This is a genomic window from Sharpea porci (assembly GCF_009695655.1).
Lineage (GTDB): Bacteria > Bacillota_I > Bacilli_A > Erysipelotrichales > Coprobacillaceae > Sharpea > Sharpea porci.
Window position 1 is genome coordinate 13837 of record NZ_VUNM01000011.1, and the last position, 25730, is coordinate 39566.

22 protein-coding genes and 1 pseudogene are annotated in these 25730 nt (G+C 37.5%); 22 read left to right on the plus strand and 1 reads right to left on the minus strand.

Going from position 1 to position 25730, the window contains the following annotated elements; genetic code table 11:
• Positions 1 to 50 precede the first annotated feature (50 nt).
• The 5 genes from FYJ79_RS06265 to FYJ79_RS06285 all read left to right on the plus strand — a co-directional run bounded on the left by FYJ79_RS06265 (position 51) and on the right by FYJ79_RS06285 (position 8873).
• On the plus strand, positions 51 to 3335 hold the full coding sequence (locus FYJ79_RS06265; protein ID WP_195837028.1) for an ATP-binding cassette domain-containing protein: 3285 nt from the start codon (positions 51 to 53) through the stop codon (positions 3333 to 3335).
• Between the two features lie 225 nt (positions 3336 to 3560).
• Positions 3561 to 6302, plus strand: coding sequence for a bifunctional acetaldehyde-CoA/alcohol dehydrogenase (gene adhE / locus FYJ79_RS06270; RefSeq protein WP_154515558.1), 2742 nt, complete (start codon positions 3561 to 3563; stop codon positions 6300 to 6302).
• 81 nt (positions 6303 to 6383) lie between these two features.
• The gene (locus FYJ79_RS06275; protein ID WP_154515561.1) at positions 6384 to 6713 is read left to right on the plus strand and encodes a NusG domain II-containing protein; all 330 of its coding nucleotides are present in this window, start codon (positions 6384 to 6386) and stop codon (positions 6711 to 6713) included.
• Between the two features lie 86 nt (positions 6714 to 6799).
• Complete coding sequence (locus tag FYJ79_RS06280) at positions 6800 to 8188, plus strand: ABC transporter permease (RefSeq protein WP_154515564.1); 1389 nt, start codon at positions 6800 to 6802, stop codon at positions 8186 to 8188.
• Between the two features lies 1 nt (position 8189).
• Positions 8190 to 8873: an ABC transporter ATP-binding protein gene (locus FYJ79_RS06285; RefSeq protein ID WP_154515567.1), complete on the plus strand. Its 684-nt coding sequence runs from the start codon at positions 8190 to 8192 to the stop codon at positions 8871 to 8873.
• Positions 8874 to 8893: 20 nt separating this feature from the next.
• Here FYJ79_RS06285 and FYJ79_RS06290 read toward each other — a convergent pair whose 3' ends face one another.
• Complete coding sequence (locus FYJ79_RS06290) at positions 8894 to 9682, minus strand: Cof-type HAD-IIB family hydrolase (RefSeq protein ID WP_154515570.1); 789 nt, start codon at positions 9680 to 9682, stop codon at positions 8894 to 8896.
• Between the two features lie 148 nt (positions 9683 to 9830).
• Here FYJ79_RS06290 and FYJ79_RS06295 point away from each other — a divergent pair, with 148 nt between their 5' ends.
• From FYJ79_RS06295 to FYJ79_RS06375, 17 genes and pseudogenes are all read left to right on the plus strand, one after another.
• A complete protein-coding gene (locus tag FYJ79_RS06295) occupies positions 9831 to 10682 on the plus strand; it encodes a sulfide/dihydroorotate dehydrogenase-like FAD/NAD-binding protein (RefSeq protein ID WP_154515573.1) in 852 nt (283 codons plus the stop codon).
• A 2-nt stretch (positions 10683 to 10684) separates the two neighbouring features.
• Positions 10685 to 12103, plus strand: coding sequence for an NADPH-dependent glutamate synthase (gene gltA, locus FYJ79_RS06300; protein ID WP_154515576.1), 1419 nt, complete (start codon positions 10685 to 10687; stop codon positions 12101 to 12103).
• A gap of 62 nt (positions 12104 to 12165) precedes the next feature.
• Complete coding sequence (locus FYJ79_RS06305; RefSeq protein WP_154515579.1) at positions 12166 to 12456, plus strand: zinc ribbon domain-containing protein; 291 nt, start codon at positions 12166 to 12168, stop codon at positions 12454 to 12456.
• Between the two features lie 70 nt (positions 12457 to 12526).
• Entirely contained in the window at positions 12527 to 13195 is a 669-nt protein-coding gene (locus FYJ79_RS06310; RefSeq protein ID WP_154515582.1) for a helix-turn-helix transcriptional regulator, read from the plus strand.
• 16 nt (positions 13196 to 13211) lie between these two features.
• Positions 13212 to 14855 carry a putative manganese-dependent inorganic diphosphatase gene (locus tag FYJ79_RS06315; protein WP_154515585.1) on the plus strand — a complete coding sequence of 548 codons (1644 nt, stop codon included), beginning with the start codon at positions 13212 to 13214 and terminating at the stop codon, positions 14853 to 14855.
• Positions 14856 to 14901: 46 nt separating this feature from the next.
• Positions 14902 to 15609, plus strand: coding sequence for a glycerophosphodiester phosphodiesterase family protein (locus FYJ79_RS06320; RefSeq protein WP_154515588.1), 708 nt, complete (start codon positions 14902 to 14904; stop codon positions 15607 to 15609).
• Between the two features lie 8 nt (positions 15610 to 15617).
• Positions 15618 to 15881 (plus strand): RNA-binding S4 domain-containing protein, encoded by a 264-nt coding sequence (locus FYJ79_RS06325; RefSeq protein WP_154515591.1) that lies wholly within the window; start codon positions 15618 to 15620, stop codon positions 15879 to 15881.
• Between the two features lie 2 nt (positions 15882 to 15883).
• Positions 15884 to 16171, plus strand: coding sequence for an FtsB family cell division protein (locus tag FYJ79_RS06330; RefSeq protein ID WP_154515594.1), 288 nt, complete (start codon positions 15884 to 15886; stop codon positions 16169 to 16171).
• A 10-nt stretch (positions 16172 to 16181) separates the two neighbouring features.
• Positions 16182 to 16994: pseudogene (locus FYJ79_RS06335) on the plus strand (Cof-type HAD-IIB family hydrolase).
• A 4-nt stretch (positions 16995 to 16998) separates the two neighbouring features.
• Positions 16999 to 17832 (plus strand): Cof-type HAD-IIB family hydrolase, encoded by an 834-nt coding sequence (locus FYJ79_RS06340; RefSeq protein WP_154515597.1) that lies wholly within the window; start codon positions 16999 to 17001, stop codon positions 17830 to 17832.
• Positions 17819 to 18475, plus strand: a complete 657-nt coding sequence (locus tag FYJ79_RS06345; protein ID WP_154515600.1) for a uracil-DNA glycosylase — start codon at positions 17819 to 17821, stop codon at positions 18473 to 18475. The genes FYJ79_RS06340 and FYJ79_RS06345 overlap by 14 nt, the downstream gene beginning before the upstream one ends.
• A complete protein-coding gene (locus tag FYJ79_RS06350) occupies positions 18475 to 19683 on the plus strand; it encodes a bifunctional folylpolyglutamate synthase/dihydrofolate synthase (RefSeq protein ID WP_154515603.1) in 1209 nt (402 codons plus the stop codon). Before FYJ79_RS06345 ends, FYJ79_RS06350 begins: the two co-directional genes overlap by 1 nt.
• Before the next feature lie 312 nt (positions 19684 to 19995).
• Positions 19996 to 21123, plus strand: a complete 1128-nt coding sequence (locus tag FYJ79_RS06355; protein WP_154515606.1) for a glucose-1-phosphate adenylyltransferase — start codon at positions 19996 to 19998, stop codon at positions 21121 to 21123.
• A 14-nt stretch (positions 21124 to 21137) separates the two neighbouring features.
• Positions 21138 to 22253 (plus strand): glucose-1-phosphate adenylyltransferase subunit GlgD, encoded by a 1116-nt coding sequence (glgD, locus tag FYJ79_RS06360; RefSeq protein WP_154515609.1) that lies wholly within the window; start codon positions 21138 to 21140, stop codon positions 22251 to 22253.
• Positions 22253 to 23680, plus strand: a complete 1428-nt coding sequence (gene glgA / locus FYJ79_RS06365; RefSeq protein ID WP_154515612.1) for a glycogen synthase GlgA — start codon at positions 22253 to 22255, stop codon at positions 23678 to 23680. Before glgD ends, glgA begins: the two co-directional genes overlap by 1 nt.
• Positions 23681 to 23963: 283 nt before the next feature.
• Positions 23964 to 25307, plus strand: coding sequence for a cysteine--tRNA ligase (cysS, locus tag FYJ79_RS06370; protein WP_154515615.1), 1344 nt, complete (start codon positions 23964 to 23966; stop codon positions 25305 to 25307).
• Complete coding sequence (locus tag FYJ79_RS06375; RefSeq protein ID WP_154515618.1) at positions 25307 to 25696, plus strand: Mini-ribonuclease 3; 390 nt, start codon at positions 25307 to 25309, stop codon at positions 25694 to 25696. Before cysS ends, FYJ79_RS06375 begins: the two co-directional genes overlap by 1 nt.
• Positions 25697 to 25730: the final 34 nt, after the last annotated feature.

A 25730-nucleotide genomic window follows, 5' to 3' on the forward strand; every position in this document is an offset into this window, starting at 1 on the left:
AATTTTTTTATACTTCATATAGGTATAGATACATATTGGAGGAAAACGGAATGCTTGAAATCAAACATATCACAAAGAAATATGTCACTGGTAATTTTACTCAGGTTGCTCTTGATGATGTTTCGGTAAATTTTCGTGACAATGAGTTTGCCGCCATTTTAGGGCCTTCAGGCTCTGGAAAAACGACTTTGTTGAATATTATTGGTGGGTTGGATCGCTATGATGATGGAGATTTAATCATCAATGGGGTTTCGACAAAACGCTATAAAGATAAAGACTGGGATGCTTATCGTAATAATAAGATTGGCTTTATTTTCCAGGCTTATAATCTCATAGGGCATCAATCCGTTTTATCCAATGTAGAATTAGCTTTGACTCTGTCCGGTGTATCAGCAAGTGAACGCAAGAAAAGAGCGATTGAAGCACTCAAAAAAGTTGGCCTAGAAAAACATATTCATAAGAAACCTAATCAGCTATCCGGTGGCCAGATGCAAAGAGTGGCGATTGCTCGTGCTCTGATCAACAACCCTGATATTATTTTGGCGGATGAACCAACGGGTGCCCTGGATACCAAAACAAGTATTCAGGTCATGGATTTATTAGAAGAGGTGGCTAAGGACAAGCTTGTGATCATGGTGACTCATAATCCTGAACTGGCCCATCAGTATGCCAATCGTATTGTTGAAGTTAAGGATGGTCATATTATTCATGATTCCAATCCTGTTGAAACAACGAACATAAAAAATGTCAATAAAAGATTCAAACATACACGTCTTAAATTTACAACAGCATTAGGTTTATCACTCAATAATTTAATGACCAAGAAGGGCCGTACAGCTTTAACATCATTTGCGGGAAGTATTGGGATTATTGGCATTGCTGCTATTCTTGCCTTAAGCTCTGGGGTGAATGATTATATTGCTGCTCAGGAAACGGATATGCTTGGCTCCTATCCGATTACGCTTGAAAGACAGGCGGTGGATTTAGATGCGATGATGAATCGTGAAAAGAAGAATGCGAATAAGAAGGAACATGATAAGAACGCTGTTTATTCAAAGAATATTGTTGGTGATACAGTACAGGAAACAAAGGACATGATTAAAACCAACAATCTCAATCAATTCAAACTCTATCTTGATCAACATCAAAAAGACTTAAAGAAAGATGTTACAGCTATAGAATATGGCTATGATATCACTCCCAAAGTCTATCGAAATGATGAAAAGGCAGGGGTTGTCACAGTCTCACCGGCAAGCTTGTTTTCTTCAAACTCACAGCAGTCATCACCATTTGCTTCTAATGCATTCTTTTCGAAATATAGTATGAGTGGGGCGGTAAGTTCATCATGGAGTGAACTTGTCAGCAGTCAGAATTTACGTAAAAAACAATATAAGTTATTAGCTGGGCATTATCCACAAAACTATAATGAAGTTGTCTTAGTGCTTTCAGAAAATAATGAAGTTTCAGACTATACACTTTATACGTTGGGGATGTTGGATATTGATAGTATGAATGAGATGATCAAGGCTATTCAGGAAGGCAAGAAGTATGAAGATAGACAACATAGCTTTGATTATAAGGAAGTGCTTGGCAAGAGTTATCGTGTCTTTGCCCCAAGTCAGCTTTTTGAAAAGAAAGACGGTGTTTTTGTTGATCAAAGTGCTAATAATGACTATCTCAAAGCCCATCTTAATGAAGGACTGGAAGTCAAGATTGCCGGTGTGCTGAGGGCTAAGAAAGATGCGGAAATATCAAGTGGTGTGGGCTATGACAGAACGCTGACAAACTACTTGCTGCAAGTTGGCAATAAGAGTGAAGCAATCACCGCTCAGCTGGCCAACAAAAATATCAATATCATGACGAATAAAGCTTTTGGTGAAGAAAATAGTGGCAAAACAAATAACTTCTTTAAGATGAATAATAATCTCTTAAAAACAAATACACATATACAATCCACAACAATGACACTTAAATCCAGCATGCAGCCAACTGTTACATTACTTGGTGAAACAAACGCGTCCCAACAGACAGAAACTCCTGAACAACCAGAGACTGACAATAATCAGTCTTCCCCTCCAGCTACAAACAACAAGTACACAGTGACATTTAAAAACGGTGAAAGTGTTCTTGCATCGTCTACCTATCAACCCGGTGCAACCATTACAACCTTCCCGGAAACTAATCCGATCAAGGCGGATGAAAATGGTGTGCATTATACTTTTGTAGGTTGGGTGGATCAAGCAGGCAACTACTTCACTTCAAAACAGTTAAGAAGTGTAACGGTCACTCAAGATGAGACCTATACAGCTGTATTTGCGTCGACAAGTACTTCCAGCAAGCTAGAAGATTATTTGACGGATGATGAAATTAAGAAGGCTAATGAAGCATTAAGTAACTATATGAAGCAACAAGTTCAGTCCAATGGCGGGGCGCAGTTTGACCCAAGCAAGGTTGATATGAATCAGTTGCGTGATTTAATGAATAAGAATCTGGGGACAAATATTTCACAGGCGCAAATGAATCAGTATATGATGAATTATGCGACACAATATCTCAAGCAGAATCCAAAGCTTATTGACAAGTATATGAAGACATACTTGCAAGCCTATATGAAGAAGTATGAGAAGGAATATCTGAATAAAATCAAGAGTTCGCTCGCTAGTAATTTGAACCAGCAGTCACTTGATACCTTGCTTGCTTCAATGAATAATACAATCCCAACGACCTATGACGATATGATGAGTAAGCTAGGCTATAGTACGCCTGAAGATCCAAGTAAGATTTCCCTTTATCCTCATTCTTTTGATGCAAAGAAACATGTTGAAAGCTTTATCAAAGCCTACAATAAACAAGTAAAGAACGACAATGATAAGGTGACATATACTGATCTTATTAGTGCGGTGACAGAAAATATCACAAAGATTGTCGATACGATTTCGACAGTACTGATTGCCTTTGTAGCTATATCGTTGATTGTTTCATCAATTATGATTGCGATTATTACTTATATTTCTGTTCTTGAACGGACGAAGGAAATTGGAATCTTAAGAGCATTAGGGGCAAGTAAAGGTGATATTTCAAAGATTTTTAATGCGGAAACATTTATTGAAGGATTGCTTTCAGGCATCTTTGGTATTTTTGCCTCATGGCTAATCACCTTCCCAGTTAACGCCTATGTTCTAAAGACAATGCAAGTCCCTCATGTTATGGTTTTACCAGTCAAGGCAAGTGTTGTGTTAATCGGCATTTCCGTTATTTTGACACTGATGGCAGGCTTTATTCCTAGCCGCATTGCTGCTAAGAAAGACCCAGTCACAGCTTTACGTAGTGAATAAGGAATGGAGCTTCGTGCTCCATTTTCTTTTTTAGAAACAAACCGTTGTTAAAAAAATGGTGTTTTTTCTAAATGTAAGTGCTAAACTATGGGCAGAAAAGGAATTCTGAAAACTTATAAACGCTTACATAAAATACATGATTGAAATTTCACAAGATACCATGTATAGTGGTTTCAGAAAGTAATTGGGAATTAATTCTCAAAGAAATAAATGGAGGATATATTTATGGCTAAAGAAACAGTCACAAAGAAAGAATGGGCAACAGAAGCTCAAATTGATGAATTTGTTGATTCAGCAGTTAAGAAAGCATTAGTTGCACTCGACAAGTTTGAAGGATTTGACCAGGAACAGGTTGACTACATCGTTGCGAAGATGTCAGTTGCCGGTCTTGATCATCATGGCTATCTTGCAGAACTTGCTCATGATGAAACGGGACGTGGGGTATTTGAAGATAAGGCTGTAAAGAACTTATTCGCATGTGAATATGTTACAAACAATATGCGTCATACAAAGACAGTTGGTATCATCAATGAAGATCCACTTACAGGTATTACTGAAATTGCTGAACCAGTTGGTGTTGTTTGTGGTATCGTACCAGTTACAAACCCTACTTCAACAGCAATCTTCAAGAGCTTAATTGCGATGAAGACAAGAAACCCAATCATCTTCTCATTCCATCCAGGTGCACATGATTCATCAGTTGCCGCTGCTAAGGTAATGAGAGATGCGGCTGTTGCTGCTGGTGCTCCAGAAGATTGTATCCAGTGGTTACCAATGTCTATTAGTAATACAGAAAAAGAATCAGAAAAAGGCAATAATCTCTTAATGTATGCAACAAATGCATTAATGAATCATCCAGGTGTAGCAACTATCCTTGCTACAGGTGGTAATGCCATGGTTAAAGCTGCCTACTCATGTGGTAAGCCTGCTTTAGGTGTAGGTGCTGGTAACGTGCCTGCTTATGTTGAAAAGACATGTAAGTTGGAAATGGCTGCCAACGATGTATATCTTTCAAAGACATTCGATAATGGTATGATTTGTGCATCTGAACAGAATGTTATTGTTGATAAGGAAATCTATAATGAATTCAAAAAAGAATTAGGCAGATATCATGTTTATTATGCGAATGCTGAAGAAAAGAAGAAACTTGAAAACTTCATGTTTGGGGCTGAAGCATATTCAGAAAATGTTGCGAATGCAAGATTAAATGGAGCTGTTGCTGGTAAAGATGCAACATGGATTGCCGCACAGGCTGGTTTCACTATTCCTGAAGATACACAGATGATTGTTGTTGAATGTAAGGAAATTGGTGTGAATGAACCAATGACAAGAGAAAAGCTTTCACCAGTATTAGCTATGGAAAAAGCAAATTCGACAGATGAAGGTATCCAGTTAGCTTGTGATTCAGTTGAATTTAATGGCTTAGGTCACTCAGCTGCTATCCATACAACTGATCATAATATTACTGTAGAATTCGGTAAACGTGTAAAAGCTATCCGTATTATTGAAAATGCGCCATCTACATTCGGTGGTATTGGTTCTGTATATAATGCATTCTTACCATCATTAACACTTGGATGTGGTTCTTACGGACATAACTCAGTATCTAATAACGTAAGTACTGCAGACTTACTCAATATTAAGAGAATCGGGAGACGTAACAATAATATGCAGTGGGTTAAACTTCCTCCTAAGATCTACTTCGAACGTAATTCAATTAGATACTTAAGAGATATGAGAAAAATGGATAAGGCTATGATTATCACTGACCGTGGTATGTATAACCTTGGCTATGTCGCAAAGATTGAAGACGTTATTAAGAGAAGAAGAAATAAAGTTGATATCGAATTATTCTTCGATGTACAGTCAGACCCAACTCTTGAAGTTGTTCAGAAGGGTGTTGACTTAATGAGAAGCTTCCAGCCTGATACAATCATTGCCTTAGGTGGTGGTTCATCAATGGATGCTGCTAAAGTTATGTGGTTAATGTATGAACATCCAGAAGTTAACTTCGATGATATCAAACAGAAATTCATGGATATCCGTAAGCGTGCTATTAAATTCCCAGAACTTGGTAAGAAGGCTACATTAGTCGCTATTCCTACAACATCAGGTACTGGTGCTGAAGTTACTCCATTCGCTATCATTACAGATACAAGAAACAATGTTAAGTATGCATTAACTGACTATTCATTAACACCTACAATCGCTATTGTAGACCCTGAATTCACTATGTCTGTTCCAGCTACAATCGCTGCTGATACAGGTATCGACGTATTAACACATGCAACAGAAGCTTATGTTTCATTACTTGCTTCTGACTATACTGATGGCTGGGCTAAGCAGGCTGTTAAATTAGTATTTGAAAACTTACAGAAGTCAGTACTTGAAGCTGATCCTGAAGCAAGAATTAAAATGCATAATGCTGCATGTATCGCTGGTATGGCTTTCGCTAATGCCTTCTTAGGTATGAACCACTCAATGGCTCATAAGATCGGTGGCGAATGGCATATCCCACATGGTCGTGCAAATGGTATCATCTTACCACATGTCATCAGATATAATGGTACAGTACCAACTAAGTTAGGTGTATGGCCAAAGATTGAAAACTATAAAGCTGATAAGAAATATAGAGAATTAGCTGAATTAATTGGCTTACATCCTAAGACTGATGCTGAAGGTGTTGAAATGTATGCAACTGCAGTAGAAAAGTTATGGGTATCTGTAGGTGGTGCTACAAATATTAAGTCTCAGGGCATTGGTGAAGCTGAATGGAAAGAATCAATCCATAGAATGGCTATGAATGCTTATGAAGACCAGTGTACTCCAGCTAACCCTAGAATGCCTATGGTTAAGGATATGGAAAGAATCTTCACTGAATCATATGACTACCAGACTCCATATGGTGATTTATATCCAGAATTCGCTAAACAAAGAGATGCAAGAAACGCAGCTAAGAAGAAATAGTTTTTAAGGACTCTCCACTTGGAGAGTCTTTTTTCTTTGCATTGCGAGGGAATAAAGGTATGATGAGTAGAGGTGAGTTTGATGAAGAAAAGAGAATTAATAATTGTTCTGTGTTTGTTGGTGATTGGTGCAGGTTTCTATTTTTACCAAAAATCTACAAAGCGTGAAGAACTTGTTGTCTATCATCATAAAAAGGTGATTGCTCATATCGATCTATCAAAGAATGCTAGATATGCTTATCAGGGTGATGTTGGGACCTTCCATCTTGAAGTCAAAGATGGGCGAGCACGTGCATATGATGTGGATTGCCCTAATCAGATCTGTGTTCATACTGGCTGGATAAAGCGTGATGATGGCAAGAGTATTGTCTGTGCGCCTAATGGCATATCAGTAAGTTTTGAGACTGTGTGAGCAGTCTTTTTTGATAATTTCCCATAGTCCTGATGTTTTTTACATATATTTTGCTTCTAGAATACAGAGTATAGGAGGCGTAAGATATGTGGAAAAATGCAATGCTGAGCATTAAGAAGAATATGGGGCGAACCATCTTGCTTCTTGGCGTGGCGTTCTTGATTGTCAATCTTGTTATGGCTGGTTTAGAAATCAAGACTGCGACAAAGAAGTCGATGGATGCGACAAGGCAATCACTAGGTAGTGATGTAACTTTAGCTTATAATATGAAAGCCTTAATGCGTAATCGTTCTAAAGGAGAAGCGCTTGATGAGCTTAATACGTCGATTAAAGTGAGTGATGCTAATAAGCTATCAAAGCTGCAATATGTGAAGTCGGTCAATTATTTACAGACTGTCTCAGTTAATACAGATGATATTGAACCTGTTAATATGTCTTCAACAACGACTGCAAGTCAGCCTAATCAATCAGAAAAAAATAATGGACCTTCTCCCATGGACAACAATAACTTTACAGTGAGTGGCCAAACAACAATGAAAACACTAAGTGCCTTTGTGAATAAGAATTATGTCTTAAAATTAGGTCGTTTATTAAATGAAAGTGATGCCAAGACGAATAATGCCGTTATTTCTAGTGAGCTTGCTTCTGACAACAATTTGAAAGTGGGAAGTACATTTAGTGTTTATACAACGGATTCATCCAATAATAAAACATCGATAACAGTTCAAGTTGTGGGAATCTATAGTGTTAAAACAGTCAATCAAATTAGTGGTTTTAGTAACCGTCAATCCCCTTATAATACTATTTATACATCATTAGAAACAGCCCAGAAACTCAATAATTTAACAACGACAATCTCTAGTGCCATTTATACCCTTGATGATCCATCGCATATTAGTGCATTTAAAAAGCTTGCCAAGAAGACATCTGTTGACTGGAATACGTATACATTGGATGCCAATGACCAGATTTATCAAATGTCCATTGGTTCATTGAAGAATATGAATAAATTTGCATCATTATTTGTATTGATTGTCATCGTGGCAGGGGCAATTGTTATGGCTCTTGTGCTTATTCTTGCTTTACGATCAAGATATTATGAATATGGTATTCTCTTGTCACTAGGAGAAAGTAAGTTAAGAATAATTGGTCAGCAGCTTATTGAAGTAGGCTTGGTAGTTGTACTTGCCTTCATGCTTTCATTAGGTAGTGGTCAGTTTGTCGGAAAGAAGATTTCAAGTATACTTGCAAGTGCTTCTGCGTCATCGTCTACAGTTATGATGAAAATGCCGACTAGTAATAATGAACAACACCCTCAACCAAAAACAAAAGACTTTGATGTTACCTTAAGTGGTGAAGTGATTGGTGAGGTAGCAGGCGTTAGTGTATTGATTGTGGTGATCGCCATACTGCTTCCTTCATTTGCTATCTTGCACATGTCGCCTCGAAAGATTCTGATGAAGAAGGAGGGCTAGTATGGAGACGTTATTACAGTTACATCATTTAAGCTATCATTATCAGGATGGTAACTTACGTATTGATATTCTTAAAGATTGTACATATAGCTTTGAGCAGGGTAAGACTTATGCGATTGTTGGCCCATCAGGGTGTGGCAAGACGAGATTGCTTTCGCTTATGGGTGGATTAGAAGCACCGTGTGAAGGTTATGTGGAATATGCTGGTGAGGATATTAAGAAAAAAGGATTGAAGAGATATCGTCGTGATGATCTTGCTTTAATCTTTCAATCCCATAATCTTATTCATTATATGAATGCTTATCAGAATATGATCTGTGCGATGAATATTGCCCATTTGAAAGAGAAACATAAAAAAGATAAAGCATTAAAGATTCTTGCAGAATTAGGTATCAATGAGCAGGAAGCAAAACGAGATGTCCGTAAGCTTTCTGGCGGCCAGCAACAACGTGTCGCAATCGCTCGTACCATCGCTAAGAATGCCCAGGTGATTCTTGCTGATGAACCTACTGGCAGTCTTGACAATCATACGAGACAAAGCATTATCGAAAACTTTATTGCCTTAGCCCATTGCAATCATCGCTTAGTTATTGTGGTGACACATGATCAGGAATTTGCGAGTCAGATGGACGTTTGTTTAAAAATTGAAGATGGCATGTTAGTGGAATGTATGAATAAAGCGTAAGATAGTTTGTCCTACGCTTTTTAAATGAGGTGGAAGTGTTTTAAGGCATTATAAATGCCATCATCATGCAATGATGTTGTGACATAATCAACAACTGAAAAGAGTTCCTTAGCACTATTTCCCATGGCAATGGAAGTATGGACATAGTTCAGCATTGTTAAGTCATTTGCAGAATCACCAATCGCAAAGGTGTTTTCAAGGGGAATATGTAAATAATCGATTAATTCCTGGATGCCTGTGGCTTTATTGTAGGCTTTTGGCAGGATTTCATAGAAGCCATGACGATCAATGAAAGCTAATTCATCTTGAAATTCATGCATAAAAGCTTTGATATCTTCTTCATCCTGATACCAGGCTGCCATTTTCTGGAACATACAATCATCATTGAGATGATAGGTCTTTACGGGAAAGCCTTGATCAATATAGTGCTGGCGTTGATGAATGACAAAGGGATCAATGAGTTCTTTGTTGGGGTAATAGATGGCTGTATTGCCTTCAAGAATATTTTCTAAGTGATGCTTGTAGGATGAGGCAATGATGCGTTTTCGTAAATCTGTTGAGAACTGGTGAAAAGTGATTGTCTGATGGTGATAGCTTATTTCCGTTCCACAGCCATAGATGATTCCGTCAAGTGGTAAGTTCCGTATGCTTTCCTCCACAAAACATGAACCACGTCCAGTATTGACAAAAAGCAAGTGTCCATTAGCCTGTGCTTGTTGCATCGCGAGAATTGTACTAGCGGGAATTTCAAATGTATATTCATCGGCAAGTGTGCCATCGATATCAAAAAAGATAATTTTCTTGTCCATAATGACTCCTTTTCTGCTTACAATATAGCGAAGCGGATAGGGAAATGCAAGAGAAGATGGGTTAGTTAGGACTAATAATTATATGAAACATTGAGCGTGAAAGCGTTTTATGATAAAATTTGAACCAAAGGGAAAGAGGGTAGAAGAAATGTATAAAATAGTAAGAAAAGAAACATTGAATGATGCTGCTTTCGAGATGGAAATTGAAGCCCCAATGGTTGCACGTAAGTGCGAAGCAGGGCAGTTTGTCATCTTGAGAGTTGGTGAAGATGGTGAAAGAATTCCACTTACAATTGGTGACTTTGACCGTGAAAAGGGCACCATTACAATTGTTGTTCAGGCAGTTGGCTTTTCTACCAAACAGCTTGAAAAACTTGGCGTTGGTGATGAAGTTACTGACTTTGTTGGACCACTTGGCAGACCAACTGAATTCCATGATGGCTTAAAGAGAGTTGTTGGTGTATGTGGTGGTATTGGTGCTGCTCCAGTTTATCCACAGCTTAAGGCTTTAGCTGAAAAAGGTGTTAAGGTAGATGTTATCATTGGTGGTCGTGAAGCACAGTATGTTTTATGGGCTGATAAGTTCAAGACTTTCTGTGATCATGTTTATATTGCGACTGATAATGGTGAACTTGGTACAAAGGGATTTGGTACAACTGTTTTACAGCAATTAATTGATGATGGTGTTAAGTTTGATGAAGTTATTGCGATTGGTCCAGTTATCATGATGAAGAATGTTGTAAAAGTGACAAAACCTTATAATATTCCTACTTCTGTATCTCTTAACCCAATCATGGTTGATGGCACAGGTATGTGTGGATGCTGTCGTGTAACGGTTGATGGGCAGACAAAGTTTGCTTGTGTTGATGGTCCGGACTTTGATGGCTTGAATGTTGACTTTGATGAGTTAATGGAAAGACAGAGATTCTTCAAGAAGGAAGAAAAGTATGTTGATGAACATGCAGATAGAATTTGTGATCTTATGAGAGGAGCAGAATAGTCATGGCAGATGCAGTAAGAAGAAAGCCCAATATGGCAAAAGAAAAAGTTAAGATGCCGGAACAGGATCCTAACGTAAGAAATAGTAATTTTGAAGAAGTTGCTTTAGGTTATACTAAAGAAATGGCGATGGAAGAGGCAACAAGATGTCTAGATTGTAAGAAGCCTTTCTGCATGGAAGGCTGCCCAGTTAATGTCCCTATTCCTCGTTTTATTGAACAGGTTGTTGCAGGTAATTTTGAAAAAGCTTATGAAATTATTACAGAGGAAAATGCTTTACCTGCCATTACTGGTCGTGTATGTCCACAGGAAAACCAATGTGAAGGTAAATGTGTAAGAGGACGTGCTAAAGGCTGTGAATCAGTTGGTATTGGTCGTCTTGAAAGATTTGTCGCTGATTATCATAGAGAACATGGTGAACATAAGACACCTCATGTTGAAAAGAATGGTAAGAAGGTTGCTGTTGTAGGCTCTGGTCCAGCTGGTATTACATGTGCTGGTGAACTTGCTAGACGTGGCTATGATGTGCATGTCTTTGAAGCTTTACATAAGACTGGCGGTGTGCTTTCTTATGGTATTCCTGAATTCCGTCTTCCTAAGACAATTGTTCAGGCTGAAGCTGATGGTGTTGCTGAATATGGTGTTGATTTTGAAACAAATGTCGTTGTCGGACGTACTATTACTGTTGATGAACTTGAAGAAGCAGGCTACGATGCAGTCTTTGTCGGCAGTGGTGCGGGCTTACCTCGTTTCCAGGGTATCCCTGGGGAAAACCTCAATGGTGTTTATTCAGCCAATGAATTCTTAACACGTGTGAATTTGATGAAGGGCTATATGTTCCCAGATCGTCCAACACCAGTTAAGATTTCTCCAACAGTGTGTGTTGTAGGTGCTGGTAACGTTGCCATGGATGCTGCTCGTACAGCTAAGCGTTTAGGTGCAGAAAATGTCTATATCGTTTATCGTCGTAGTGAAGAAGAAGCACCTGCTCGTAAAGAAGAAATCCATCATGCAAAGGAAGAAGGCATTCAGTTCAAATTCCTTACAAATCCAATTGCAGTCAATGGTGATGAAGAAGGCTGGGTTAAGTCTATTACATGCCAGGAAATGCAATTAGGTGAAGCTGATGCTAGTGGTCGTAGAAGACCAGTACCAGTAGAAGGTCATACATTTGAGATTGAAACTGGAACATTCATTGTGGCTATTGGTCAGTCACCAAACCCATTAATCAGACAGACAACACCTGGTCTTGATACACAAAAATGGGGTGGCATTATTGTCAATGAAGAAACAATGGAAACTTCAAGAGATTCAGTCTATGCCGGTGGTGATGCGGTAACAGGTGCAGCTACGGTCATCCTTGCCATGGGTGCAGGTAAGAAGGCAGCTATTGCCATTGATGAAAAACTTTCAGGTAAATAAGACTTAGGGCTATCGCAAGATAGCTCTTTTTGTTATGATATTCATTCAAGGAGGGGAGTTTGATGTATTGTACACATTGTGGAAAACAAATTGATGATGATGCTAAATTTTGTCCCTATTGTGGCCAGGAAGTACCAGCTGTCTATCAAGATGAACCTATTAATAATGATGAATCATCGCTGATGTTTCAGCTAGTTGGTTTCTTGTTTCCTATTATTGGCTTTGTGCTTTATGCATTTTATTATAGAAAGTCGCCTTTGAAAGCTCGCAGTGCGGGAATAGGAGCACTTATCGGATTGATTGTCAATATTGTGTTACTTGTCCTAGGGAATATGGTGTTTGGGCTTTACTAGTTTTTTCTTAACGAAAACATGGAAAAGATTTTCTTATCATGATAAGATGAGGCTGTAAAGGAGAATGAAAATGAATAAATTTCTAGAGCCATATGCTGCAATTGTGCCTTTTTTAGGCGAAGCTCTTGGCGAGAACGTGGAAATTGCTCTACATGACCTGACAAGCGAGGATCAGGAAGTAGTCGCAATCGCTAACGGCAAGATCTCAGGGAGAACGATTGGCGCAAAGTTATCAAACTTATCTATACACTATCTAGAAACGAAGCAGTATCTTGATCATGATTATGTGATGAACTATAAGACTGCCGGTCCTGACGGCAAGCTACTTCGTTCAGCTACTTATTTTATAAAACAAGAAGGCAAGACGATGCCTGTTGGTATGCTTTGTATTAATACGAATATTACTGACTTGAAATATATGGAAGTGACTTTACGTAAGATCCTGGGAATCAAGGATGATTCACAGAATTCTGATGTAGAATTCAAACGTGAGAATCCAATAGAAATCCTTTCATCACCACTTGATGAAATGGTTGATAAGTATATGAAGGAAGCTTTGAATGAAATGGGTATTCCTTCTTATGTACTTGTGGAAAGATTAAAAGTGGATGAAAAAATTAGGGTCGTTAAGTATTTACAAGAAAGAGGCACTTTTAAAGTTAAAGGTGCTATTGCTCTTGTTGCAAAGAAACTTGATGTTTCAGAACCAACGATCTATCGTTATTTAAAGAAATCTTAGGAGGAAGTATAAAGACATGAGTGATATTGTCTATGTCAGCGGACATAAGAATCCTGATACGGATTCAGTCTGTGCGGCTATTTCTTATTCATATCTTTTGAATAAGACAGGAAAATATAATGCGGTACCAGTAAGACTTGGTGAAATCAACCGTGAAACAGAATATGCCTTAAAACACTTTCATGTAGAAAGTCCAGTACTTTTAAAGAGTGTTAAACAAAAGGTAGAAGATTTAGATTATGATAAGGTGACAGTGTTCTCTAAAGAACTGACATTAAAGACAGCCTGGTCATTAATGAAGGAACAGAATCTAAAGAGTGCACCAATCTCAGATGACCATGGTAAACTACTTGGCTTGCTTTCTGCTTCCAATATCATTGAAGGCTATATGGACAAGTGGGATAGTGAAGTCTTAAAGAAGGCGCATACACCAATTGAGAATGTCATTGATACTTTAGCTGCTAATGTTCTTCATCTTTCAAAGAACCTTAAAACTGTAGAAGGAACAATCCATATTGTTTCAATGAGTGAGAAGAATGCGGATGGCTATATTGAAGAAAATGATATTGCGATTATTGGCGGTGATCGTGTTGATATGGTCCGTTTCTTAGTTGAAAAGAAAGTGGGCTTAGTTGTCTTAACGGGTGCTTTTGCGGTTAATGACGAAATTGTCAAGATCTGTAAGGATCATGATGTTTCTGTTATTTCAACACCATATAATACCTTTGTTACATCACAGCAGATTATTCAGGCTATCCCTGTTGAATATGTGATGCAGAAGGGTGGACTAACAACATTCTCTACGGATGATACTGTTGAATACCTACGTGATGTCATGAGTAATACAAGATATCGTAGCTATCCAGTTGTTGATCTCAATGGTAAAGTGCAAGGTACAATTTCCCGTTATCAGGTTATTCGTGGGGAAAAGAAGAAGATTATCTTAGTTGACCATAATGAAAGAGGACAGGCTGTAGATGGTATTGAAGAAGCTGATATTCTAGGTGTTGTGGATCATCACCGTATTGCGGATTTCCAGACAGTGGGTCCATTAAATTTCCGTGCTGAACCTCTTGGCTGTACTTGTACGATTATCGGTAAGATGTTCGAGGAAGAAGATGTTGAAATTCCAAGAGAGATTGCTGGCCTCATGCTTTCAGCTATTATCTCCGATACACTTTTATTTAGAAGTCCAACATGTACAAATGTAGACCGTAAGATGGCTTATAAGCTTGCGGATATTGTGGGTGTTGAACCAGCTGGATATGGTATGGCGATGTTTAAGGCAGGCACTTCATTAGTAGGTAAGAGTGTTGAAGAAATCTTCAATCAGGACTACAAGAAGTTCAATATTGGTGATGCCAAGGTTGGTATTGCCCAGGTAAATACTATGGATATTGAAGGCTTTGCCCCATATAAAGCTGATATGCTTGCATATATGGAAAATCTTGCCCAGGAGAATAAGTTTGATGTTGCCATTCTCTTGTTAACAGATGTTATTAATGCAAGCAGTGAAGTCTTTGTAGCTGGACCTCGTCCAGAGATTGTAGAAAATGCCTTTAAAGTACGTCTTGATGATCATCAGGCTAATCTTGCTGGTGTGATTTCAAGAAAGAAACAGGTTGTTCCTGCAGTCACAAATGCTATCAATGAAGCGTAAGGAAAGTTCATACTTTCCTTTTTTCTTTTAGAGAGATGGTTGTATAATGACAATGGAAGTAGGTGATATTATGTATATGCTTGCTCATCGAGGCTTAAGCAAACGTTTTCCTGAAAATAGTCTGACGGCTTTTCAAGAAGCTTTACGAAGTGAGTTTGATGGTGTTGAAACGGATGTACAGATGACCAAGGATGGCCAGCTTGTTCTTTTACATGATGCAAAAATTAATCGGACATCAACAGGTAAAGGTAAACTTGCCCAGTATACTTATGATGAATTATTACACTATAATTTTAATTGTGATCAACATGGACATTATACCATCTGCCTTCTAGAAGACTTATTACGGCTTATTCAAGAAAGCGGGAAGATTGTCAATCTTGAAATTAAGAAAGAAGCTCTTGAAGGGACTGTGGAAAAGACGGTTGCGCTTGTGGAAAAGATGCATCTACAAAGTCATGTCTACTATTCAAGTACTTCAATCACACAGCTTGATACGATCAAGCATTTATCGCCTACAAGTTATTGTGGATATATTGTTTCCCATCATTTAAAGAAAGCGAATCAGGTTATCCATGATCATCACTTTGATGGTATTCATGCTCGTCATTCTCTATTAAAGTTCAATGATTTACTTTACTATCAACAAGTTGGGGTGAAAGTTGGAGCCTGGACTTTAAAAAAGAAGAAGGACTTGGTATACTTTAAAGAAAATAATATTATGTTTGTGTTTATGAATGATTTTATATTATAGGGGTTAATATGCGTTTAGATAAATTTCTTAAAGTTTCAAGAATTGTAAAAAGAAGAACACTTTCCAAGGAGATCAGTGAGGCAAGTCGTGTCAAGGTGAATGGTCGTATTGCGAAGCCAGGTTTGAAATTGAAAGTGGGCGATATTATTGAAATCACTTTTGGACGAACAATTCTCAAGGTGCGTGTCAAGAAGCTTGCTGAACATGTCTTAAAAGGTGATGCAAGTGAGCTTTATGAAGTCATAGAAGAAATCGAGAGAGAAGAGGAATAGCGATGGCAAAAAAGAGAGTACCGAAGGGGAAGATTGTTGTCAGTTTTGTGGCAATTGCGATCAGTATTGTTTTAATCACAAGTGTAGCGAATAGAGTTATGAGTATGTTGCATGCCAAAAGACAATATGAACAGCTCGTTGCTCAGCGTGATGCATTAAAGAAAGAACGCAAGAATCTTGACCAGGAAGTTAAAGAACTCAATAATGATGATTATGTCGTAAGATATGCGAGAGACAATTATATCTTCTCAAAAGATGGGGAGAAAGCTGTAATTGTCCCACAGGAATAGGAGGGAAATGATGTATAAAATTTTCTTTTCGGATTTAGATGAAACATTGCTTGTCAATCATCATGTCCCCTCATTCAATCAAGAAGCCATCCAGAAAGCACGCCAAAAGGGAGTGCGTTTTGTTGTGGCAACAGGGCGCTCCTACAATATGATTCAAGAGATTTTAGAGGAAATTGGGACATATGATCAAGTGGGAGAGTACTCCATCTGTTTTAATGGGGGATTGATTGTTGAAAATGGAAATCATCGTATTCTCCATTTTCAAGGCCTAGAAGAAAAGCTTGCCCAAGAGCTTTTTGAACGGGGACGTTATCTTGATGTCTGTGTTCTTGTGTTTACTTTGGATTGTTGTTATATATATCATCCTGATAAGAATGAAATTGAACGTAAAAAAGCCCAGAAAGCACCTTTTCAAGTGATGGAAGAGTATGACTTTAGTGCTGTAAAAGGGCAAAAGATTGCCAAGATTCTCTTTATGAGAAGAGATATGGATTATTTGCGAGATGTGAAAAGTGCACTAGAAAAAGATTTTACGCAAGTCTCTTTTTCTTTCTCAAGCAATCGTTATATAGAAATGAATGCCATGGGTATCAATAAGGGCTATGGAATTAGCTAGCTATGTGATTATCTTCATATTGATCTCAAAGATGCCATTGCGATTGGTGATAACTATAATGATGTCCCAATGATCAAAAAAGCGGGGCTTGGTTGTTGTGTAGAAAGTAGTTATGATGATATTAAGCGCCTGAGTGATTATGTCTGTGAGAAGGATTATGGAGAAGGTGCTGTGAAAGAAGTTATTGAGAAATTTATTGAGGAATGAGAGTATGGAATATAAATTAATTGCATGTGACTTAGATGAAACATTATTAAATGATGATCACTTAGTACCTGATAACAATATCTACTGGATTCAAAAAGCACGCAAAGAACATAATGTGCGTTTTGTACCAGCAACCGGAAGAGGCTATATGCAGATTCTTCCTGAACTTAAACAATTACAGCTCTATAAGCAACCCCATGAATATACGCTTTCATTCAATGGCGGTGCTTTAACTGAAAATAGTGATTATCATCTCTTAGATTGGCATGGACTGGCATTTGAGAAGATGAAAGAAATCTTTGAATTTGGCTTAAAGAAAGATGTCTGCATTCATGTTTATACCAGTACAACACTCTATATTTATCATCTTTCAGAGAGCGAAAGAACACGTTTAGCTTCACAAAAGCTAGATGTTATTTATCCTGAGGAAGATCGTGTGGATTTCTTAAAAGATGAACCTATTGCGAAGATCTTATTTCAGAATACTGATGTCCCTTATTTGATGAGTTTAGAACCGCAGATGAAACATATTACGGAAGGATGTTGTGCTGTTAGTTATAGTTCTAATCGTTATATGGAATTTAATGCCTTAGGGGTGGATAAAGGTGAAGGACTGAAAGATCTAGCTGAGCGTTTATCAATCCCGATTGAAGAAACAATTGCCGTGGGGGATAACTATAATGATTTGAGTATGTTGAAGGTGGCAGGATTAGCGGTTGTGGCAGCTAATGGTGTTGATGATGTGAAGAAGGAGGCGGATTATGTGACAAAGGCCAATAATAATGAAGGTGTTGTTGCTGAATTGATCCGTAAATTTATTTATCATGAAGACATTTAAAGATATTATTGCCCATGAGGCTGTTCAGCCTTATTACCAGGAACTTCATCAGTTTGTTGAAGAGGCTTATCGCCAGCATACCATCTTCCCTCCCCACAAACAGATTTATCATGCCTTTAACTTTTGTGATTATGAAGACATCAAGGTTGTTATTCTTGGACAGGACCCTTATCATGAACTTCACCAAGCCAATGGTTTAGCTTTTTCAGTCAACAAGGGTGTACGCATTCCACCTTCACTTGTCAATATCTACAAAGAAGCTCATAATGATGTTGGTATTGAAATTCCAGCACACGGTGATTTGACATCATGGGCAAAACAGGGTGTCTTATTATTAAATACGGTATTGACGGTGCAAGAAGGTGTGGCTTTCTCCCATGCGGGTAAGGGCTGGGAAATCTTTACGGATCATATTATTGAAATCATGAATGAACGTGAAAAGCCACTTGTCTTTATTCTTTGGGGCAATGCGGCAAGAAAGAAGAAAAGCATGATTGATTTACATAAACATTGTGTCATTGAGTCGGCGCATCCATCGCCATTAAGTGCGTCAAGGGGATTCTTTGGCTCAAGGCCATTTTCCAAAGCAAATGCCTTTTTAGAGGCAAATGGCATACCACCAATAGACTGGAGGATTGAATAATGTTTTATAGTGTGAAGAGTGCTGTTGGGTATATTGAAAGTCAGCGCACTAAACGTACAATTGAAGATTTTCAGAATACTTTGGATGAACTGCATATTAATGTCCATCAGAAGAATATGATTCATATTGCAGGTACGAATGGTAAAGGCAGTACAGTTAATTATTTACGTGCTATCTTGAATGCTCATGGCTATAAGGTGGGGACATTTACTTCACCATATATTGTGAAGCATAATGATCGTATATGTATTGATGGAACACCGATTAGTGATACGGCCTTGCTTTATTATATTAATAAATACCATGATATTATTGAAGAAGAGCATTTAAGTATGTTTGAGATTGATACTTTGATAATGTTGGATTATTTCGATACACAGCCATTGGATTTTCGTATTATTGAATGTGGTATTGGTGGTAAGCATGATAAAACGAATGTCATTGATTCTAAAATCAGTGCTATTACTAATATTGGGATGGATCATATTGAACAGATTGGACCAACTTTATTCGATATTATTAATGAGAAAATGGGGATTATTAAAAGGGGTAATCTCTTTATTACAAGTGAGACAAAGGGAACAATCTTAGCACGTTTACAGGAACAGTGTGATGTTATGGATGCAACAATGGTTGTTGTCCCTGAGTATGAAACAACCCATTATCCTTTCTGTTTCCAGTATCGTGATATGGACTTCACACTTAAACAACAAGGAATATATCAGGTGGCTAATGCCCGTCTTGCGCTCACCATTGCTTCAAAACTTATTACGCTTGATCACGATAAGACGATTAAAGCCATTGAAACAACGAACTGGCCAGGACGCTTTGAGAAAATGCAGTATCTTAATAAGCCAGTTATTATTGATGGTGCTCATAATATGCCAGGCTTACAAAGTTTACTTGATACCCTCAAATGTCTAGAACAAAAAGATATTGGGATTGTTTTTTCGGCATTAAAAGACAAGCAGGTCGAAGAGATGCTAGGGGAATTAGCCCATACGCCATATCATATCTATGTCACTAGCTTTTCTGATGAACGAGCTGATAGTTCACTTAAGAAGATGGTGCATGATACAGATATGATGGTTTATACATCTTCATATAAAGATGCAATTAAAACGGCTGCATTAAAACATGATCTTGTCGTTGTGACAGGTTCTTTGCATTTTATTTCTATAGTAAGAAAATATCTTGAAGATATGTAGCTTTATCATGAAAAATCAAAACTGATGGCAACAAGGCATTGTTGTTGTCAGTTTTTTGTATAAAGGAAAGTATTTTGTTTGTAAGAAAATATCTTGAAGAAGGATAGATTGAACCTCATATTTCTCACTAAAATGTGTTATAATGTAAACGGTGGTAAGATACTTTTATTCCTAGGGAGGGATTAGAGAATGGACCACAGAAAACATATGAAAACATTGGTTTTTGTATTTATCTAAATTAACTTCATATGTTTTATCTATTGTGATAAAATATATAAAGAAAGCGATTTCAAAATTTAGGAGGAGAAACAAATGGGAAAAGAATTAGTCGCTATGATTCTTGCGGGCGGCCGTGGCAGCCGTCTGAAAGAATTAACGGCAAAAGTGGCAAAGCCAGCAGTGCACTTTGGAGGCAAATATCGTATTATAGATTTTCCTCTTAGTAACTGTGCAAATTCTGGCATTGACGTAGTAGGCGTATTGACACAGTATGAGTCAGTATTGCTTGGAGAATATGTTGGTGCTGGCACGAAGTGGGGCTTGGATGGTAATAATTCATTAGCCGCTATTTTGCCGGCAAGAGAAGGTGCCAATGGTGCAAACTGGTATGCAGGCACAGCTGATGCAATTAGACAAAATATCGATTTTCTTGATCAATATGATCCTGAATATGTATTGATTCTATCAGGTGACCATATTTATAAAATGGATTATGCGGAAATGCTTGCAGCCCATAAAGAAAAGAATGCTGATTTAACTGTTGCAGTATTGAATGTTTCTTTAAAGGAAGCTAGCCGTTTTGGAATCATGAATACAAATGATGATGGTTCTATTTATGAATTTGAAGAAAAGCCAGAACATCCAAAATCAACATTAGCCTCAATGGGTATTTATATTTTCACATTTAAGGAATTAAGAAAATACTTGTTGGATGATGCAAAGAAAGCTGATAGTAAGCATGACTTTGGAATGAATATTATTCCAGATATGCTTGCCGATAAGAAACGTCTATTTGCTTATGAATTCAAGGGTTACTGGAAAGATGTTGGAACTGTTGAATCATTATGGCAGGCAAATATGGACTTGCTTGATGACAAGAATACATTGGATCTTTACAACACAAAGAAAGATTGGAAAATCTATGGTGAAGATACACTTGCGAAGCCTCAGGTATTAGGTATTGATGCAGAAATTTCTAATTCCCTTGTCAACCAGGGATGTACAGTTGATGGTACAGTAAAAGGTTCAGTTCTTTCAGCCAATGTTTATGTAGGCAAGGGGGCTAAGGTTGTTGACTCTGTCTTATTGCCTGGTGTTCTTGTTGAAGAAGGCGCTGAAGTCCACAAAGCTATTATTGATGAAAATGTAACGATTAAAGCTGGCACAAAGATTAATGTAGAAGAGAAAGATGTTGCGCTGATCAGCAACAATAGTCTTTAAGGAGGGATATCAGAATGGCTAAAGTAATAGGTTATGTAAACTTACACTCAGATGTCTCTTTAAAGGGACTTACTGAAAGACGTCCATTAGCTTCAGTTAGCTTCTTAGGACGTTATGGAATTATCGATATAGTTTTATCAAACTTCTCTAATTCTAATATTGATAATGTTGGTGTATTGATTAAGGAAAAACCTAGATCATTATTCAAACATATGGCAAATGGTAATGCTTGGAACTTCAATAGTAAAAATGGTGGTGTTCAGTTATTATATGATGAAAAATATGCTGGTAATGGCATGTATAATAATGACATCAATAATATTGTGGAAAACATTGCTTTCTTTGAAACAAATAAACCTGATTATGTTGTTGTTGCTCCAGCTCATATTATTAATACAATGGACTTCTCAGAACTTGTTGAAGCTCATGCAGCAAGTGGCAATGCTGTAACAATTGCAACTCAGAAAGTCAAAGATGCTGATGTGAATTGGATTGGCTGTGATTATGTAAAGCTAGATAGCGATACAAAGCTTGTCACACAGCTCGAAACAAATATGGGTAATGCGAAGAATCGTATGATTTCACTTGAAGCATATGTTTTCTCTGCTAAAACATTTGAGAAATTCTTGAAAACAGCAGAAAAGGTTTCACCTTTCTATTCTATTAGAGATATGCTTGCCTATTCACTAGATGAAAGAAGAATTGGTGTCTATGAATATAAGGGCTATGTGAGATGTATTAATTCTTATCAGGCTTATTTCAATGTATGTCTTGAATTCTTGAATTATGAAGTCTCTACGCAGGTATTCCATGCGAACTGGCCAATCTTCACGAATACAAACGATACACCACCAACAAAATATAAAGAACATTCATGTGTACGTGACAGCATGATTGCCAATGGGGCAGTCGTCAATGGTACAGTGGAACATTCTATTATTGGACGTGATGTCATTGTTGGTGATGGTGCTGTTATTAAGAATTCTATTATTTTCTCTGGCTCAGTGATTGATCCAGGTTCTGTTCTTGAAAATGTCATTATGGATAAACGTGCAAGAGTAAAGAATATGAAAAATCTTAAAGGTGAATTGAAAGAACCACTCTTTATTAAAGAAGGGGACGTTGTTTAATGAGAATAGTATTTGCAGCTGGTGAAGCACAACCTTATATTAAGTCTGGTGGACTTGCTGATGTCGTAGGGTCTTTACCAAAAGCACTTGCTAAAAAGGGACATGAATGCTATGTCATCTTGCCTAAATACCAGGATCTGAAATTCAATGATCAGTTGGAATATGTGACAAATTTCTATTTATGGGTTGGCTGGAGAAGATGCTATTGTGGTGTCTTCAAGGCTGAACATGATGGTGTGACATATTACTTTGTGGATAATGAACAATATTTTAGAAGACCAGGACTTTATGGCTATGATGATGACTATGAACGTTTCGCATTCTATGACTTTGCAGTATTAGAATGCTTATCGCGTCTTGATATCATGCCTGATATTCTTTCTTTACATGACTGGCAGGCAGCCATGATTGCCCCACTCTATAAAGAAAGATATTGCTATTATGATTTCTATGGAAATGTCAAAGTGACATTTACTATTCATAATATTGCTTACCAAGGCAAGTGTGATCCAAGATTATTACAGGATCTCTTTGGTCTTGATAATTATCTCTATTACAATGGTAATTTACGTAATGATGGCTGCATGAATATGATGAAGGCAGCAATCGTCTATGCTGACTTAATTACGACCGTTTCACCAACATATGCCAATGAAATTTTAACAGATGCTTATGGCGAAGGCTTACAGAGTATTTTGAATATGCGTCGTCATGATTTAATAGGCATCTTAAATGGCATTGATAATGAATTAATTAACCCAGAAACAGATCCAGATCTTAGCTTCCATTTCAATACTTCCAATGTGAAGGAAATGAAAGTGAAAAATAAGCTTGCTCTGCAAAAAGAAGTAGGCTTGCCACAAAATGCTGATATACCACTTATTGGTATTGTTTCAAGATTAACATGGCAGAAGGGTCTTGATCTTATCATTAATCGTTTTGAAGAATTAATGAAACGTGAAGTTCAGGTTGTTGTACTTGGTGCTGGTGATGCGAAGTATGAAGAACCACTTAAGAATTTTGCTTCAAGATATCCGGAGAAATTCTCTCTGAATTTAAAATATGATGCAGGACTTGCACAACGTATCTATGCTTCAACAGATATGTTCCTTATGCCTTCGTTATTTGAACCATGTGGTTTATCACAGATGATGGCGCTACGTTATGGTTCTGTACCTATTGTTAGAGAAACAGGGGGCTTGAAGGATTCTGTTATACCGTTTAATGAATATGAAAATACGGGAACAGGATTTAGCTTTGCGAATTATAATGCCCATGAAATGCTGGACACAATTGATTATGCGGTTCATGTTTATTATGATATGAAAGAAAAATGGCATGATCTTGTTGTGAGAGGCATGCAAGAGAATTTGGATTGGGATCATTCATGCGAACAGTATATTAAAGTCTTTTCATCATTACTCTAGAAGGGAAGGTCATTGACCTTCCTTTCATTTGGTTCATTGCATGCTTTTCATGTGTTTAGCTTGAAGCGTGCTAGGAAGTTTGTTAAGATATAAATAAATTAAAGGCAGGAATGAAGGTGTTGTAAGACTTTAGCGAGAGCTGGATGGTGAAAGCAGCTTGTTAGGATACACTGGATGCCCCTGACTGAGCTCCTTGCAAAGAGGGGACGTAGACTTGCGTTAAAAGGTTGGTTTTGTTTAGGGTGGATAATCTCTAAACAAGACCTTTTTTTAGGAGGAAATTATGAAAATCTACAATTCATTCACAAACCAGAAAGAAGAATTTAAGCCCATTGAAGATGGGAAGGTAGGAATCTATGTATGTGGACCAACTGTATATAACTATGTCCATATTGGGAATACAAGACCAATGATTATCTTTGATGTCTTAAGAAGAACTTTAGAATATCTTGGCTATGATGTGACTTTTGTATCGAACTATACTGATGTTGATGACAAGATTATCAAGAAGGCTAAGGAAGAGGGCGTAAGTGAAAAAGAGCTTACAGAAAAATATATTAAGGCATATGAAGATGTACGTAATGGCCTTAATATCGAAACACCTACATATACACCCCGTGTTACAGAAACAATGGATAAGATTATTGCCTTTGTAGGTGCCTTAATTGAGAAGGGGTATGCTTATGAATCAGAGGGAGATGTTTATTTCCGTGTTTCAAAGATTAAGGATTATGGACATCTTTCGGGCATTCATGTTGAAGACTTGATTCAGGGAGCTAGTGAAAGAACATCAACAGAAGATGATGATAAGAAAGAAAGTTCACTTGACTTTGCTTTATGGAAAAAGACGGATGAAGGTATTCAGTTTGATTCACCATGGTCAAAAGGAAGACCAGGATGGCATACAGAATGTGTTGTCATGATTAATGATATCTTCGGTAGAGGACTTATTGATATTCATGGTGGCGGATATGACTTAAAATTCCCTCATCACGAAAATGAAATCGCTCAGGCCATTGCTTTTTCCAATACCCATCTTGCGAACTACTGGATGCACAATCAAATGATTAATATTAATGGAGAAAAAATGAGTAAGTCCCTAGGGAATGTCTTATGGGCAAAGGATTTATTAGCTAAGCTTGGTGTCAATGTCTATAAGGGCTTGATGCTTTCTACACACTATCGTAAGACTTTGAACTTTACGGATGAAGTTCTTGAAACAACTAAGAAAGAAATTGCCAAGATTGAAAATGTTGTTAAGAATACTTCGCTTTATTTAGCAGTTCATCGTATTGAAGAGGGTTTAGCGAAAAAAGATGTTGTTGATCATATGGTTGAGGCATTAGCGGATGATTTAAATACTTCACTTGCGATGACTGAAGTGCTAGATCAGGTTAAGGTGCTTAACCAGGTCATGCGTGTGCGTGAAAAAGACAATGAATTGATTGCGGATGAATATGCAACATTGCAAGCTATGTTGGATGTACTTGGATTTAAGTTTGATGGTGTGGTTTTGAGTGATGAAGATATTACACTTTACCATCAATGGGATGCTTATAAGAAAGAAAAGAATTTTGAAGAAGCTGATAAACTCAGAGCACAATTGAGTGCGAAAGGAATTCTTTAATGAGAACTGAGTTAGTGAATTCTCTTGCTCTTGCATATGTTGGTGATGCGGTCTTTGAAGTGCTGGTTCGTGATTATTTATTGGAACAGGGTATTGTAAAAGTGCATGAATTACAGAAGAAGAGCATTCAATATGTCTCCGCCTATGCTCAAGCCGAGTTTGTTCATTTTGCTATGGAGAATGACTTCTTGACGGAGAGAGAAATTGCAATTTACAAAAGAGGACGTAATACAAAAGGTAGAAAAGCGAAGAATGTGATTGTACATAATCAATCAACAGGCTTTGAAGCCATCATTGGAACATTACACTTGGAAGGTAATGAGCAGCGGATAGAAGAAATCTTTGCTTACTTTGTTGAAGCGGTTGAAATGCATAAACTGAAAAAATAGGCTGAAAAATAGCCTTTTTAAGAAAATTTGAAAG